Below are 15,124 nucleotides of genomic sequence, written 5' to 3'. Positions count from 1 at the left end.
GGCCGCGAGAAATACGCAAACAAGAAAGGGCGCCATAGGCGCCCTTTCTTTGTTCTGAAGCTTACTTGACCACTTTCAAGCTGGGCCGACCACTCGGTCGTGGCGGCTCGGGGTCCGGCCCCTCATCTCCATCTGGGCCAATATCATCGATGCTATCGGAGTCGTCCTGTGGCGGCTCCGGCTCGAACACCATTCCCTGGCCATTTTCCCGTGCGTAAATGGCCATGATCGAACCAATAGGCAAATGCAGACTGTGCGGCACGCCTCCAAAACGGCTTTCAAAGCTCACCGCTTGATTGTCCATGTGCAAGTGGCGCACCGCGCTGGGCGACGCATTGAGCACAATCTGACCGTCATTGGCATAACCGCTTGGCACCTGCACCTGCGGATACTCGACATCCACCAGAAAATGCGGCGTGCAGTCATTGTCCACGATCCACTCGTACAACGCCCGGATCAGATAAGGCCTACTGGAGTTCATGCAAGGCTCCTCATTGTGCTTCAGCGCATGTCGCGCTCAACGGAGGACAGGCTAGCCTGAAAGGCCGGACGGGCAAAAGCCCGCTCCATGTAGTCGAGCAACGGCTTGGCAGGGGCTGGCAATTCTACCCCCAGCTGCGGTAAACGCCAGAGAATCGGCAGCAGGCAGCAATCCACCAGCGACAGATCGTCACTGAGGAAAAAAGCCTTGCTTTCGAACAGCGGCGCCACGCCAGTCAAACTCTCACGCAGCGCCTTGCGGGCTTGGGTTTTCTGCGCTTCCTTGGCGCGCGAATCGAGAATCTGATCGACCAGTACGCACCAGTCACGCTGGATACGGTACATCAGCAATCGGGTATTGGCGCGGGCCAGCGGGTAGGCCGGCATCAACGGCGGATGGGGATAACGCTCCTCCAGATATTCCATGATCACCGTTGGCTCAAAAAGCGCCAAATCCCGATCGACCAGAGTCGGTACATTACCGTAAGGGTTAACGTCACTCAGATCGGTCGGACATTCCCCACCTACTGTATCGATGATGTCCGCTGTTACGTTCTTTTCAGCCAGCACCAGCCGCACACGATGGCAGTAATGGTCGGCGGGATCGGAAAAGCAGGCCAACTTGTTGAACACGGCCATAGCGTCCCTCCTTTAGGTTTTTCAGAAATAGCAAAGCGCGCGCACCCAAATAGGGCGCGCGCGCTTTGGACTGATCAGGCGAGGATCAGTGTACGTCCTTCCAGTATTCGCGCTTGAGCAGATAGGCAAATACGAAGAAGAATGCCAGGAACAGCAGTACGTAAGTACCGATGCGTTGGCTTTCAAGCTTGACCGGGTTGGCCGAGTAGGACAGGAAGGTCACCAGATTCTTGACCGTCTCATCGAACTCCGCCTCGCTTTGCGACCCGGTATTGGGCAGCACAGTCAGCTGATCGCACGCTTCGTGAGTCACCGGAGTGCCCGTCAGCGGATCGTAGATTTTCTTGCCATCCTCGACCACCTGCACCTGCTTGCAGCCGATGACCTGACGACCCTGCAGGTCCGCCATCACGTTAGGCATGCCCACGTTGGGGAATACCGTATTGTTGGCGCCCAGCGGGCGGCTCGGATCTTCGTAGAAGCTGCGCAGGTAGCTGTACAGCCAATCTTCACCACGCACGCGAGCCACCAGGGTCAGATCCGGCGGCGCTGCGCCGAACCATACCTTGGCATCAGCCGGCTGCATGCCGATGTTCATGTGGTCACCAATCTTGGCGTCGGAGAACACAATGTTGTCCATCATCACTTCGTCCGGGATGCCAAGGTCATTGGCAACCCGCTCATAGCGCTGGAACTTAGCGCTATGGCAACCCATGCAGTAGTTGCTGAAGGTACGCAGACCATCCTGCAGTGCCGCCTTGTCGGTCAGGTCAATATCCACTTTATCCAGCTGGACGTTGACCGCAGCCGCGAACGAGGCGACAGGCAGTACAGAAAGAATCAATGCAGCAAAGAGCTTTTTCATCAGCCAGTCACCCTTTCCGGAACCGGTTTGGTCTTTTCCATCCTGGTGTAGAACGGCATCAGGAGGAAATAGGCGAAGTACAGAATGGTGCACACCTGCGACAGCAACGTACGCCCCGGGGTTGGCGACAGAACACCCAGTACGCCCAGGATGACAAAGGAGATGCAGAAGATGACCAACCAAATCTTGCTCATCCAACCCTTGTAGCGCATGGACTTGACCGGGCTACGGTCGAGCCAGGGCAGAACAAACAGCACAGCGATAGCCGCGCCCATCGCAATAACGCCAAACAGCTTGTCCGGAACCGCACGCAGAATCGCGTAGTACGGTGTGAAGTACCAGACAGGAGCAATGTGCTCAGGCGTCTTCAGTGCGTTGGCTTCTTCGAAGTTGGGCTTCTCTAGGAAGTAACCACCCATTTCCGGGAAGAAGAACACAACCGCGCAGAACACGAACAAGAAGACCACGACGCCGACAATGTCTTTGACGGTGTAATAGGGATGGAACGGAATGCCATCAAGCGGAATACCATTGGCATCCTTGGTTTTCTTGATGTCGACACCGTCCGGGTTGTTCGAACCCACTTCGTGCAGTGCCAGGATGTGCAACACCACCAGCCCCAGCAGGACGACCGGCAATGCGATGACATGGAGCGCGAAGAAGCGGTTCAGCGTAATGCCGGAAATCAGGTAATCGCCACGGATCCACTCGGTCAGGTCAGCCCCGATGACCGGGATGGCACCAAACAGCGAAATGATTACCTGAGCCCCCCAATAGGACATCTGGCCCCAGGGCAGCAGGTAGCCCATGAAGGCTTCGGCCATCAGCGCCAGATAGATCAGCATGCCGAAGATCCACACCAGCTCGCGCGGCTTCTGATAGGAACCGTAGAGCAGTCCACGGAACATATGCAGATAGACCACCACGAAGAACGCCGAAGCGCCGGTGGAGTGCAGATAACGCAGGATCCAGCCGTACTCGACATCACGCATGATGTATTCGACGGAGGCGAAGGCCCCTTCAGCGCTCGGGTTGTAGCTCATGGTCAGCCAGATGCCGGTCAGCAATTGGTTGACCAGTATCAACAGCGCCAGGGAGCCGAAGAAATAGAAGAAGTTGAAGTTCTTCGGGGCGTAGTACTTGGACAGATGGTCTTCCCACATCTTAGTCGCGGGGAAGCGCGCATCGACCCATTCCATGAATTTGCTCATCAGACGTTCTCCTGATCCACGCCAACGATGATCACGTCATCCGACTCGTACGAATGTGGCGGCACCGGCAGGTTCAACGGGGCAGGCTGCGATTTGTAGACGCGGCCGGCGAGATCGTATTTGGAACCGTGGCAGGGGCAGAAGTAACCGCCAACCCAGTCTGCGCCCAGGTCCGCCGGAGCGACCTCGGGACGGAAGGACGGCGCACAACCCAAGTGGGTGCACAGGCCAACCAGAACCAGGACCTCGGGCTTGATCGAACGGGTCTTGGCATCTACATAGTCTGGCTGATCGGAAGCTTGCGACTCCGGATCGGCCACTACACCTTCAAGATTGCCCAGATTGTTCAGGATCTCTTCGGTACGACGAAGGATGAACACCGGCTGACCGCGCCATTCCGCCACCATTTGCTGGCCCGGTTCGATCTTGCTGATATTCACCTTCACCGGTGCACCTGCGGCCTTGGCCTTGGCGCTCGGGAACCAGGACCCCACAAACGGGACCGCGGCACCCACCGCTCCTGCCGCACCTACCACAGAGGTAGCTGCAACCAGGAAGCGACGCCGGCCAGCATTCACGCCGTCATTGCTCATTCAGTCGTCTCCCATCAGCTTTGTGGCCTGTTGGTCAGGCCTCTACTAAGTAAAAATCGAGCCGCGCAAAAAAATTCGCCAAATGGTAAAGAAAACCCCCACTTATGACAAGGCAAAAGCCTGATACAAAGTCGGTGCAAGCCTTATGGCGCGGGCTTTTCAAGCCTGTGGCATGTTGTCGCACAAGAATCTTGGCTAACACAAAAACGCCCAGTTCCATGGGGAACTGGGCGCTTTTTGAAACCAGCGTCGATTAACGCTTGGAGTACTGAGGACGCTTACGCGCCTTACGCAGACCAATCTTCTTACGCTCCACTTCGCGAGCATCGCGAGTCACGAAACCGGCCTTGCGCAGAGCGCTGCGCAGGGTTTCGTCGTAGGAGATCAGCGCACGGGTAATACCGTGACGGATTGCACCGGCCTGGCCAGTGACGCCGCCACCCAGAACGGTGACGTACACGTCGAACTTTTCAGTGTTCTCGGTGAGCTCCAGCGGCTGACGAACCACCATGCGGGCAGTTTCGCGACCGAAGAAGTTCTCCAGGGTGCGGTTGTTGATGGAAATCTTGCCAGTACCCGGACGCAGAAAGACGCGAGCGGTAGCGGTCTTACGACGGCCAGTGCCGTAATTTTGAGTCGCCGACATAATAAGCTATCCCGTTAAAACTTCAGTTCTTGAGGCTGCTGAGCGGTGTGCGGATGCGCAGACCCCTTATACACCTTCAGTTTGCGATACATGTCGCGACCCAGCGGGTTCTTTGGCAGCATGCCTTTGACCGCGGTCTCGATCACGCGCTCGGGAGCCTTGGCGATCAGCTTCTCGAAGTTGATCTCTTTGATGCCACCCGGGAAGCCGGAGTGCGAGTAGTAGATCTTATCGGTGGTTTTAGCACCGGTAACACGTACTTGCTCGGCGTTGATCACGACGATGTAGTCGCCGGTATCGACGTGCGGAGTGTACTCGGGCTTGTGCTTGCCACGCAGACGACTCGCGATTTCAGTGGCCAGACGACCCAGGGTCTGACCGGCAGCGTCGACGACAAACCAGTCGCGCTTAACGGTTTCCGGTTTCGCAGTATAAGTTTTCATTCGTTATAAGCCTCAGGGGCCGCCCTGAAAATAAGACGGCGAATCATACTGAATAGTGCTTTTCCTGACAAGGTCAGGCAGCCGGAAACAGACGCTATCGGGGGCTCGGGTCAGCGCGTCCGCTACGGCGGGACTTACAAGGTTCGGCAGGCTAGGCATCCCCACCTGTTTCCTCGACAAGCTAGGCGGTCCCATCGAGAAAGTTGCGGGATTATGCCGAACTCCACGAAAAATGCAAGCCGGGGTCCAAGCACACGCGAACCTTTCAGCGCATACCAGGCCCGCGCCGCGAAGCCAGCCGGTCGGCCAGACGTGTCGGCTCTGGCAGTCGGTAACGAGTCAGGTAACGCGACACCAGTTGCGGTGCAGTCACCAAGCTGACCCGATGGCCCGGCGAAACGATCAACGGTCGCACGCTGTCCTTGCTGCGCAACACGGTGCCGATCCAGTCATCCTTGTCATACAACTCAACCTGGGCGCCACGCTGTAGACCGAGCTCGCCATGCTCACCGACCAGAATCTGCTTAGCCACTCCAATGCTCGGCAGACCAGTGGCCACCCCAAGATGCGCCGCGATACCCAAACGTCGGGGGTGGGCGATACCTTGGCCGTCCACGAACAGCATGTCGGGCACCTCGGGCAATTCACCCAGCGCCTGCAGCAACGCAGGCAGCTCGCGAAACGACAGGAGGCCGGGCACGTAGGGCATGCTGGTAGGTCGACGCACCAGCACCTCGGCAAGCGTTTCAAGACTTTGCGCATCCAGCAGCACGGCAACGGCACGTGTCACAGTGCCGCCCTCTTCGAAACCCACATCCACGCCGGCAATCAGCCGCAGCGGTGAAACGAAATCGTCCTGCAGTCGCACCTGGGTAGCGAGCTGCTTCTGCAAGTCGCGCGCCCCGGCAACGGTGCCATCCCAACCGGGAAAAACCTCCGCGTCAGTTGCGAACATCACAGGCATAGCAGCTCCCCATTTCTACAGTGCCCGGGCAATGATCTCCTTCATGATCTCATTGGTCCCGGCATAGATGCGTTGCACTCGGGCATCGGCCCAGGCACGCGCCACCGGATATTCCCACATGAAGCCGTAGCCTCCATGCAACTGCACGCACTCATCGAGAACCCGGCATTGCAGATCGGTTCCCCAGTATTTGAGCATCGCGGCAGTCGGGACATCCAATTTTCCCTGAAGATGCAGCTCCAGGCAGCGGTCCACGAACACGCGGCCAACCTGGATTTCAGTGGCCATCTCGGCCAGCTTGAAACGCGTATTCTGGAAGTCCGCCACGGCCTTGCCGAACGCCTTGCGCTCACGGGTATAGTCCAACGTCCATTTTAGCGCGGCCTCGGCCGACGCCAGCGCGCCGATACCGACGGTTAGACGCTCCTGGGGCAACTCCTGCATCAGATAGGCGAATCCCATGCCCGGCTGGCCGAGCAGGTTTTCTTTGGGGACCCGCACATCCTGGAAGAACAGTTCGGACGTGTCCTGGGCCTTCATCCCAACCTTTTCCAGTCGCTTGCCTTTGGCGAACCCTGGCGTGCCCGCCTCGACCAGGAACAGGCTGGTGCCCTTGGCCCCGGCATTCGGATCGGTCTTGGCCACTACGATCACGAGGTCGGCCAGATAGCCATTGGTGATGAAGGTTTTCGAGCCGTTGATCACATACTCATCGCCATCCAGCACGGCGGTGGTTTTTACCCCCTGCAGGTCGGAGCCAGCGCCTGGCTCGGTCATCGCGATGGCCGTCACCAGTTCGCCACTGACCATGCGCGGCAGGTATTTGTGCTTCAACGCTTCGGAGCCGTAATGCAGGATGTAAGGCGCCACGATGTCCGAATGCAGCGAAAAGCCGATGCCGGTCAGCCCCAGCCGGGCAACTTCCTCGATCACCACCGTGCTGTAGAGAAAATCGGCACTCATGCCGCCGTACTCTTCCGGAATGTGTGAGCAGAGCATCCCCGCATCACCCGCCATGTTCCACAGCGCACGGTCGATATGACCGTCTTTTTCCCATTGGGCATGGTGCGGCACTGCATGCTGCTCGAGAAATTTGCGCACGCTGTCGCGAAACAGTTCGTGATCGGAGCTGAACAGGGTTCTTGGAATCATTGTTATTCACCTGGAAGAAGTGGCGCAGTCCTTGACTGTAAGCCAAGTCCCGAGCGCAGCACACTGGACAGTTACGCCAAAAAATAAGACGATCCGGCCGCCAACTGGCTAATTCACCCTTATAAGAATAATGACTTTGACCACTCAGCCCCCCTTGCGCCACGTGAGCATTCTGGCTTGCGACGGCGTACTCGCCTCCACCCTGCTGCAGGCCAGCGACCTCTTCCACATGGCCAGCCTGCGCCTGGGCAAGCTTCAAGGGCGCGGCCTAACACCCGCCTTTGCTACCCGCCTGGTCAGTCCGGATGGCCTGCCCGTGCGTAGCTTCAGCGGCATCATGCTTCCGGTGGAGGGCGCGCTGGACGCCGCCGACATCATCATCCTGCCGGCGTTCTGGGGCGATTTCGACCAGCTATGCCAGCGTTACCCCGAGGTTACGGGCTGGCTGCAACAGCGCCACTGCGAAGGCAGCACGCTGTGCGGCGAGGCCAGCGGCGTATTCTGGCTGGCCCAGGCCGGCCTGCTCGACGACAAGGAAGCAACTACCTATTGGCGTTTCTTCGCCGAGTTTGCCGAACGATTTCCTCGCGTACAGCTGAATCAGGACAAGCACCTGACCGATGCCGATCGGCTGTATTGCGCCAGCAGTGTCACCTCCGCCTGCGATCTATACCTGTACCTGATCGAGAGTTTCTGCGGCATCGATGTCGCTCATGCGGTAGCCCGGGATGTTCTTCACGAAGTGCAGCGCAGCTATACGCCAGGGCGAATCGGTTTTGGCGGGCAGAAACTGCACCGCGATGTGGCCATCCTCCAGGTCCAGCACTGGCTGGAAGAGCATTACACCGACAAGTTCCGCTTCGAAGAGGTCGCCCGCGCCCACGGCATGAGCATCCGCAACTTCATGCGCCGCTTTCAAGCGGCAACGGGCGACAAACCGCTGCACTACCTGCAACGCCTGCGCATTGAAACGGCCAAGGGACTGCTCTCCACGTCTCGCAAGAGCATCAAGACCATCAGTTACGAGGTGGGTTACGACGATGCCAGTTTCTTCGCCCGCCTGTTTCGTCAGCACACGGGGCTGTCGCCCAACGAGTACCGCCTGCAGTCACAACGCAAGAGCCCTGAACCCGGCCATTCGTAGGTTTGGGGCCCGCCTGGTGCTCGCTCTTCTATGCTGGCCCATCATCACAACAATAAACGGGTTCCCTCCATGCGCGTCCTTCTGTTCGCCCTATTCTCGCTGTTCAGCCTTGGTGTCCTGGCCGACCCTGGCTGGAAGCCCTTCCCCCATGACCAGAGCACGTTCGATTATTCCGGCGACAAGCTGCGTGAGGCTTGGCCACGCCTGACTCGCGGCTTTGGCGATTATCCGTTCCCGGATGCCGCCTGGGTCCAACAGATGGCCAGCACCTACCCTGAAGCGCTGCAGCAGACCCTGGACGGCGACACCGGCTTCAGCGGCCAACCAGGCGAAGCCCAACAGTATGCCGAGCGCCTGCAAGATGTCTGGCGCGCTGTCTTCCGTGGCGATTTCGCCGCGGCCAAGGCGCAAGGCATGGCGCTTGGCGTTGGCGGTCAGGTGCCTGCGATGTATGCCCAAGTGATTTACGCCATGTTCCTGGCGGACAATCGCGAGGAAAAACACCGTCTGCTCGAGGAGGTTGTCACCCACACGAAAAATGCCGGCGATCTGGCCAAGGCCGACTCCGTCGCCCTGTTCGGCGGTGCTTACGCGAAGGCACGCCTGGGTGAAGAGCTGTCCGTACCGGTGGTACTCAAACGCGGCTACACCACGCAAATCCCCAAGGAACTGGACGCCCTGCTTAGCGCGCACCCGAAGCATCCCTATGCCCTGGCGCTGTATGGCGGCTACCATGCCGGCGTAATCCGCAAGGTCGGCAAAATGGTCGGACGCATGACCTACGGAGCCACCGCCGACAAGATGGAGCTGTACTTCCAGCGCTCCTTCCAGCAGTCGGACGACCTGCCCATCGGCCACTATGAATATGCCAACGCCCTGAATTATGTCTACGGCGATGATGAGGAGCAAAAAGCCCTCGAGCACTTGCAGCGCGCCGTCAGCCTGCAACCGGCCAATGCCATGGAAGCGTTGGAAATTGCCCACGCCAAGAAGCTGCTGGGCGCGCAAAGTCAAGCGTCCAACCGGTAACCAGCGCCGCAATGCAAAACGCCCCGCATCTGCGGGGCGTTTTTGTTTCAGCAGCAACTGCGGCGCTCAGGGTTTGTGCGGTCGGGCCAGGAACTCATGGGACTGCATTTCCAGCAACCGGCTCAGGGTACGCTGGAACTCGAACGTCAAACGCCCGCCCGTATACAGGTCCTTGAGTTCTACCTCGGCGGACAAGATCAGCTTGACGTTACGGTCATAAAACTCATCGACCATATTAATGAAGCGCCGCGCCATATCCTCCTTGTACACATCCATCTGCTCGACGTTGGACACCAGCACCGCTTCATAGATCTTGCCCAGCTCGATGTAGTCGTTTTGGCTGCGCGGGCCGTCGCACAGTTCGCGGAATTCGAACCAGGCGACATCGTTGGCGACCTTGCGCGCACGGATCACCCGATTTTCGACGCTCAGCGCCTCGTTCTCCTGCACAACGCAGTTTTCCGTTAGCAGGCTCTTGAAGCTTTTCTCCAGGCTCGCATCAGCACCGTCGCCCAACGGGCTGTAGTACAGCTCGGCTTGCTCCAGGGCACGCAAGCGGTAGTCGATACCGCTGTCGACGTTGACAATCTCGGTGTGCTTTTTCAACAGGGCGATCGCCGGCAGGAAGCGCGCCCGCTGCAAACCGTCCTTGTACAGGCCGTCCGGCACGATGTTGGACGTCGCCACTAGACTGACCCCATTCTTGAACAGCTCATCGAGCAGGGTGGCCAGAATCATCGCATCCGTAATGTCAGAGACGAAAAACTCATCGAAGCAGATCACCCGCGCCTCGTCGGCAAAACGCTTGCCGATGATGGTCAGAGGGTTCTTCTCGCCTTTGAGGGTTTTCATTTCTTCGTGCACGCGCTTCATGAAGCGGTGGAAGTGGGTCCGCATCTTCTGCTTGAACGGCAGCGCGTCAAAGAAGGTGTCGACCAGGTAGGTCTTGCCGCGGCCTACTCCGCCCCAGAAATAAATGCCCTTGATCGGCTCGGGCTGCTTCTTGGCAAACAACTTGCCCAGCAGGCCGGACTTGCTCTTGTCGGCAGCGACCAGATCATCGTACAGCCGCTGCAGGTGGCGAACGGCATTTTCCTGGGCCGCGTCATGGAAGAATTCGGGGCGTTGCAGGTCGGCCTGATAGCGCTCGAGAGGGGTCATGGCGGAGTCTGGATAATGGAACGGGGTCGCCACTTTAGCGGCGCCCTCGATACTTGGCAATTTGCTCAAATCATTCAACGGTAAAGCCCCCGAAACGTCAGAAACGCCGGGCAAGCCGCCCGGCGGCAGGGATGAGTTACTCGGCCAGGCTGGCCACGGCTTCGCGCAGGCGCAGCATGGCCGCGTCCAGTGCCTCGGGCTCGGCAAATGCTGGGCTGTCGGCCAAACATTCACCATCGAGCCAGAGAGTGAAACGCGCGCCTTCATCGGCGCGCAATTCCAGGGCGTCGGCTCCTTGGGCAATCAGTTGCTGACTGACTACGCCGGCCTTCTTCGGATCACGGAATGGCCGCGAGAGCAGCAGCTCTTCTCCGTCGGCGGCCAGGAAGCGAAAACGGAAGCTACCATCCTGTTCGCGAAAGCTCACGAAGCGCGCCGTCTTGGCAGCCTTCTTCTTGCCGGCACCCGACACATGCACCTGCTCGCGGAATGAGCGCAAGCCCACTGCCTCGCGCAGCTCGCCGAGGAACGGGGTGGCGATCGTGCGCGCCTTGGCGGCCCCGGCCAAAAGAATATCCTCGAGATCCGCCGGCTTGGCGATTAGCGCATGGTAGCGCTCACGAGCTTCGCCCAGCTCGTTATCGAGCAACTCGAACAGGCGCTGCTTGGCCTCGCCCCAGGCCAGGCCGGCTAACAGCTCGGCCCGAAAGTCGGCTTGCTGCTGCACCGTCGCGAATGCTTGGTACAGGGTGAACAGGTGCGAGCTGTCGGGATCCTTCGGCTCGCCGGGCAGACGTGAATCGGTGACGATGCGCGCGATGGCGTCCTTGAGTTGCTTGGCACTGCCGAACAACGGGATGGTGTTGTCGTAGCTCTTGCTCATTTTGCGACCGTCCAGGCCAGGCAAGGTGGCCACGTCATCCTCAATCGCCGCTTCGGGCAGGGTGAATAGCTCCTTGCCCTGGCCAAACAGGTGATTGAAACGCTGGCCGATATCGCGCGCCATTTCCACGTGCTGGATCTGATCGCGACCAACCGGCACCTTGTGGGCGTTGAACATGAGGATATCGGCGGCCATCAGGACCGGATAACTGAATAGCCCCATGGTTACGCCTGCATCCGGGTCTTCACCGGTCTCGACGTTCTTGTCCACTGACGCCTTGTAAGCATGAGCGCGGTTGAGCAGGCCCTTGCCAGCCACGCAGGTCAAGAGCCAGGTCAGCTCGGGAATCTCAGGAATGTCCGATTGACGATAAAACGTCGCGCGCTCCACATCCAGACCACAGGCTAACCAGGTGGCGGCGATTTCCAGTCTTGAACGCTGGATGCGCGTCGGATCGTCGCACTTGATCAGCGCATGGTAATCGGCCAGGAAATAAAACGAATCAACGTTGGCGTCACGGCTGGCAACAATTGCCGGGCGGATCGCACCAGCGTAGTTGCCCAGGTGAGGGGTACCGGTGGTGGTGATGCCGGTGAGGACGCGAGTGCTCATAAATCTTAAGTCCGTAAACGAGTGGTACCGCCCCGGGGTCAGAGGCGGGCGCTGACCAGTTCTTTCAGATCGGTCAGCTTGCCGTGGAAAAAGTGTCCGCATTCTGCCACTTTCAACAACTCATGGGGGCGCGGCAATGCCTCGGACCACGCATACACCAGCGCAGGGTCGATCACTTCATCCTGCTCGGGCTGGATCAGCGTCAGGCTGCCTTGCTGCGGCAAGCGCACGTCGGCATCCAGGCGCATCACCGCCGGCGCGACCATAATCAGTTTGTCCAGCGCCTGTCCGCGCGCCTCGATACGCCCAGCCAGGGTAGCGGCAACGAAGCCACCGAAAGAGAATCCCAGCACGCTTAGCGGCAGATCGGCGTGCTGCGCACGCAACCAGTCGGCCATGGCTTCGGCGTCGTCCACTTCGCCTTGGGCCATATCGTGGCTGCCGGCGCTGCTGCCTACGCCGCGGTAATTGAAGCGCAGCGTGCTGTAGCCCGCATCTCGCGCCGTACGCTGCAAAGTGGAGACCACTTTGTTAAGCATGGTGCCGCCCTGCACCGGATTGGGATGGCACAGCAACGCCATCCCCCGCGCATTGGGCACTGGCAAGTACAGGGCTTCGAGCGGGCCGCAGGGACCTTCGAGCATGTGGGGGGTTTCGCGGATAAGCAAGGCTGGAACTCCGTGACCCCGCTCGGGGTCGACTCGTCTTGGTTTAGGTTCGGGCAACTGCTCGATCACAGCGCGGGATACTCCGCACGTCGTCAACAATGCCCGTGTTGCGCGTCACGGCTGCGCATACGCCTATACAGGGCAGGCTGGAGCCGTTAACGTAAAGCAAAGCTGCTTATAGAGGAAGGACTCGTGGAACAGTCGATCTTGGTCTGGTTAGTACCAGCCTTTACCCTACTCGTCGGGATTGCTATCGGTTTTCTGATTGCTCGCCTGGCCCCCGGCGCTGCGCCCAGCCGCACCCAGAGTCAACTCGATGAGCTGCAGGAGCGTTTCGATACCTATCAGAGTGAAGTGATCACCCACTTCAACACCACAGCCAGCCTGGTGAAGAAACTTACCCAGAGCTACAACGACGTTCAGCAGCACCTGGCTGACGGCGCTGACCAGCTGGCCCTCGATGAACTCACCCGCCAGCGTTTGCTCGCTGCCGTACAGAACGGCAATGACTACGCGGGTTCGCGGGATCGCCTGCAGGCACCCAGCAGTACCGAACCGCCCAAGGATTACGCTCCCAAGCCGGCCGGCTCGCCTGGCACCCTGGATGAAGACTTCGGCGTGCGCAACCGCTTCTGATTCGCCACGCGCCTTGCATAAAAAACCCCGGTTCCCCGGGGTTTTTTATGCCTGTGAGAAAGGAGAGCGAGCCTTCCTGTCTTCTTGGGCTAGATCACATTGCGTTCACGCAGCAGGGCAAGCACCTGACGCACCCCTTCATCGACGCTCAGACTCTGGGTGTCGAGGACCAGGTCGGCATTCAACGGCACGTCGTAGGGAAAGGATTCGCCCGGAATGTTGTCCTCCCCGGCGGCGTACAGCCCCTGGGGATCGCGTTCACGGCACACCTGGGGCGAGGCCTGCACATAGACGGTGATCAGCCGCTCGCCTCCGATCAGGGCCTTGGCCTGTTCGCGACCTTCACCATCCGGCGCAACGAAGGCGGCCAGGGTCAGCATGCCCGCTTCGTTGAACTGGCGCGCCACCTGAGCAGCACGGCGCCAGTTTTCGGCACGCCCGGCGCGATCCAGCGGCAGGCCCTTGTTCAGGTCATGGCGCAGGTTCTGGCCATCCAGCACATACACGGCGCGGCCCATGTCGAACAGCTTGCGCTCCACGGCATAGGCTAGGGTGCTCTTCCCCGCACCGGACAGGCCGCTGAACAGCACAGTAGCCGGCTGCTGACCAAAGCGCGCTGCGCGCTCCTCAGTGGCCACGTGAGCGCGCTTGCCATGCTGTCCACTGCCATGCCCGCCGGCAGGCGACGCAATGATCATGCCGGCCCCAACCGTGCCGTTAGTCAAACGGTCGATGACGATGAAGGCGCCGGTGGTGCGATTATCCTCGTAACCATCCAGAGCAATGGAAGCATCCAGGCTGACCTTGACCCGTGCGATCTCGTTCAATTGCAACGCACTGGCCGAACCTTTCTCCAAGGTATTCACATCCACCGTGTGGTCAATGCTGGCAATCGAGCCCGGCACATAGCTGGTGGCGCGCTTGATGTCGTATTTCTTGCCCGGCAGCATCGGCTCCTCGCCCATCCACACCAACATGGCGTCGAAGCCGTCGCTGATCTGCGGACGATTGTCGGCATGCACCAGCATGTCGCCACGGGACACGTCGATTTCATCTTCCAGAGTCAGGGTGATCGCCTGGCCGGGAATCGCCTGCTCCAGCTCGCCCTCGAAAGTGACGATTGACTTGACCCGGCTGGTCTTGCCGGACGGCAGCACTGCCACGTCATCGCCCTTGCGCACGATGCCGCTGGCCAGGGTGCCGGCGAAGCCGCGGAAGTTGAGGTTCGGACGGTTGACGTACTGCACCGGGAAGCGCATGTCGGTCAGATTGCGGTCGCCCGCCACCTCGACGCTTTCAAGGATTTCCATCAGCGACTGACCGGTATACCAGGGCGAGCGCTCGGACCGGTTGACCACGTTGTCGCCCTTGAGCGCCGACATCGGCACGAAGTGCAGCGAGCCGGTCTTCAAATTGATGCGCTCGGCGAAGTCCAGGTAGTCGGCCTTGATCTGCTCGAACACCCTTTCATCGAAGTCCATCAGGTCCATCTTGTTAATGGCCACGACGATGTGCCGAATACCCAGCAAAGAGGCGATAAAGCTGTGCCGGCGCGTCTGCGTCTGCACGCCGTAGCGGGCATCGACGAGGATGATCGCCAGGTCGCAGGTCGAGGCGCCGGTGGCCATGTTGCGCGTGTACTGCTCATGACCGGGCGTGTCGGCAATGATGAACTTGCGCTTGGCGGTGGAGAAATAGCGGTAGGCAACATCAATGGTGATGCCCTGCTCGCGTTCGGCCTGCAGGCCGTCGACCAGCAGCGCCAGATCGACATCATCGCCGGTGGTGCCGACTTTCTTCGAGTCGCGGGTAATGGCTTCCAGATGATCTTCATAAATCATCTTGGTGTCGTGCAGCAGACGCCCGATCAGCGTGCTCTTGCCATCATCGACGTTGCCGCAGGTGAGAAAGCGCAGCAGTTCCTTGCGTTCATGCTGGGCCAAGTAGGCGAGGATGTCCTCGCTGATCAATTCGGATTGATGCGACATGGTGCGGAAC

Annotated in this window: 16 protein-coding genes; 3 read left to right on the top strand and 13 right to left on the bottom strand. The window is 59.5% G+C overall.

The annotated features are described in order from the left end of the window. Positions 1-61: 61 nt before the first annotated feature. The 9 genes from H9642_RS02765 to H9642_RS02725 form a co-directional block, all read right to left on the bottom strand. Positions 62-481: a ClpXP protease specificity-enhancing factor gene (locus H9642_RS02765; RefSeq protein ID WP_251834875.1), complete on the bottom strand. Its 420-nt coding sequence runs from the start codon at positions 479-481 to the stop codon at positions 62-64. Between the two features lie 20 nt (positions 482-501). After that, a complete protein-coding gene (locus H9642_RS02760; protein WP_251834874.1) occupies positions 502-1,119 on the bottom strand; it encodes a glutathione S-transferase N-terminal domain-containing protein in 618 nt (205 codons plus the stop codon). Positions 1,120-1,204: 85 nt separating this feature from the next. Beyond that, positions 1,205-1,984: a cytochrome c1 gene (locus tag H9642_RS02755; protein WP_251834873.1), complete on the bottom strand. Its 780-nt coding sequence runs from the start codon at positions 1,982-1,984 to the stop codon at positions 1,205-1,207. Further along, entirely contained in the window at positions 1,984-3,195 is a 1,212-nt protein-coding gene (locus H9642_RS02750; RefSeq protein WP_251834872.1) for a cytochrome b, read from the bottom strand. Before H9642_RS02750 ends, H9642_RS02755 begins: the two co-directional genes overlap by 1 nt. Further along, complete coding sequence (gene petA / locus H9642_RS02745) at positions 3,195-3,788, bottom strand: ubiquinol-cytochrome c reductase iron-sulfur subunit (protein ID WP_251834871.1); 594 nt, start codon at positions 3,786-3,788, stop codon at positions 3,195-3,197. Before petA ends, H9642_RS02750 begins: the two co-directional genes overlap by 1 nt. A 253-nt stretch (positions 3,789-4,041) precedes the next feature. Next, positions 4,042-4,434, bottom strand: a complete 393-nt coding sequence (gene rpsI, locus H9642_RS02740; protein ID WP_251834870.1) for a 30S ribosomal protein S9 — start codon at positions 4,432-4,434, stop codon at positions 4,042-4,044. A gap of 14 nt (positions 4,435-4,448) precedes the next feature. Then, complete coding sequence (gene rplM, locus H9642_RS02735; RefSeq protein ID WP_251834869.1) at positions 4,449-4,877, bottom strand: 50S ribosomal protein L13; 429 nt, start codon at positions 4,875-4,877, stop codon at positions 4,449-4,451. A gap of 265 nt (positions 4,878-5,142) precedes the next feature. After that, positions 5,143-5,832: a deoxyribonuclease V gene (gene nfi / locus H9642_RS02730; RefSeq protein ID WP_251835352.1), complete on the bottom strand. Its 690-nt coding sequence runs from the start codon at positions 5,830-5,832 to the stop codon at positions 5,143-5,145. Positions 5,833-5,856: 24 nt separating this feature from the next. After that, positions 5,857-6,993: an acyl-CoA dehydrogenase family protein gene (locus H9642_RS02725; protein WP_251834868.1), complete on the bottom strand. Its 1,137-nt coding sequence runs from the start codon at positions 6,991-6,993 to the stop codon at positions 5,857-5,859. A 229-nt stretch (positions 6,994-7,222) separates the two neighbouring features. On the opposite strand from H9642_RS02725, the gene H9642_RS02720 reads away from it, so the two are divergent. Together H9642_RS02720 and H9642_RS02715 are read left to right on the top strand one after the other, a co-directional pair. Continuing rightward, positions 7,223-8,137: a GlxA family transcriptional regulator gene (locus tag H9642_RS02720; RefSeq protein WP_251835351.1), complete on the top strand. Its 915-nt coding sequence runs from the start codon at positions 7,223-7,225 to the stop codon at positions 8,135-8,137. 69 nt (positions 8,138-8,206) lie between these two features. Beyond that, positions 8,207-9,166, top strand: coding sequence for a hypothetical protein (locus tag H9642_RS02715; RefSeq protein WP_251834867.1), 960 nt, complete (start codon positions 8,207-8,209; stop codon positions 9,164-9,166). A gap of 66 nt (positions 9,167-9,232) precedes the next feature. Here the strand turns inward: H9642_RS02715 and zapE are convergent, their stop codons facing one another. The 3 genes from zapE to H9642_RS02700 form a co-directional block, all read right to left on the bottom strand. Beyond that, a complete protein-coding gene (gene zapE / locus H9642_RS02710; RefSeq protein ID WP_251834866.1) occupies positions 9,233-10,327 on the bottom strand; it encodes a cell division protein ZapE in 1,095 nt (364 codons plus the stop codon). Positions 10,328-10,463: 136 nt separating this feature from the next. Next, positions 10,464-11,822: a tryptophan--tRNA ligase gene (locus H9642_RS02705; RefSeq protein ID WP_251834865.1), complete on the bottom strand. Its 1,359-nt coding sequence runs from the start codon at positions 11,820-11,822 to the stop codon at positions 10,464-10,466. Positions 11,823-11,860: 38 nt separating this feature from the next. Next, positions 11,861-12,484 carry an alpha/beta hydrolase gene (locus tag H9642_RS02700; RefSeq protein ID WP_251835350.1) on the bottom strand — a complete coding sequence of 208 codons (624 nt, stop codon included), beginning with the start codon at positions 12,482-12,484 and terminating at the stop codon, positions 11,861-11,863. Between the two features lie 198 nt (positions 12,485-12,682). Here H9642_RS02700 and H9642_RS02695 point away from each other — a divergent pair, with 198 nt between their 5' ends. Beyond that, positions 12,683-13,126 (top strand): Z-ring associated ZapG family protein, encoded by a 444-nt coding sequence (locus H9642_RS02695; protein WP_251834864.1) that lies wholly within the window; start codon positions 12,683-12,685, stop codon positions 13,124-13,126. A gap of 89 nt (positions 13,127-13,215) precedes the next feature. Here the strand turns inward: H9642_RS02695 and cysN are convergent, their stop codons facing one another. Beyond that, positions 13,216-15,114, bottom strand: a complete 1,899-nt coding sequence (cysN, locus tag H9642_RS02690) for a sulfate adenylyltransferase subunit CysN (RefSeq protein WP_251834863.1) — start codon at positions 15,112-15,114, stop codon at positions 13,216-13,218. Positions 15,115-15,124 lie beyond the last annotated feature (10 nt).

The organism is Serpens gallinarum (assembly GCF_014836765.1).
GTDB classification, from domain to species: Bacteria; Pseudomonadota; Gammaproteobacteria; order Pseudomonadales; family Pseudomonadaceae; genus Serpens; species Serpens gallinarum.
Note: the sequence above shows the minus strand (reverse complement) of the source record. Positions and strands in the feature narration are given on the sequence as shown.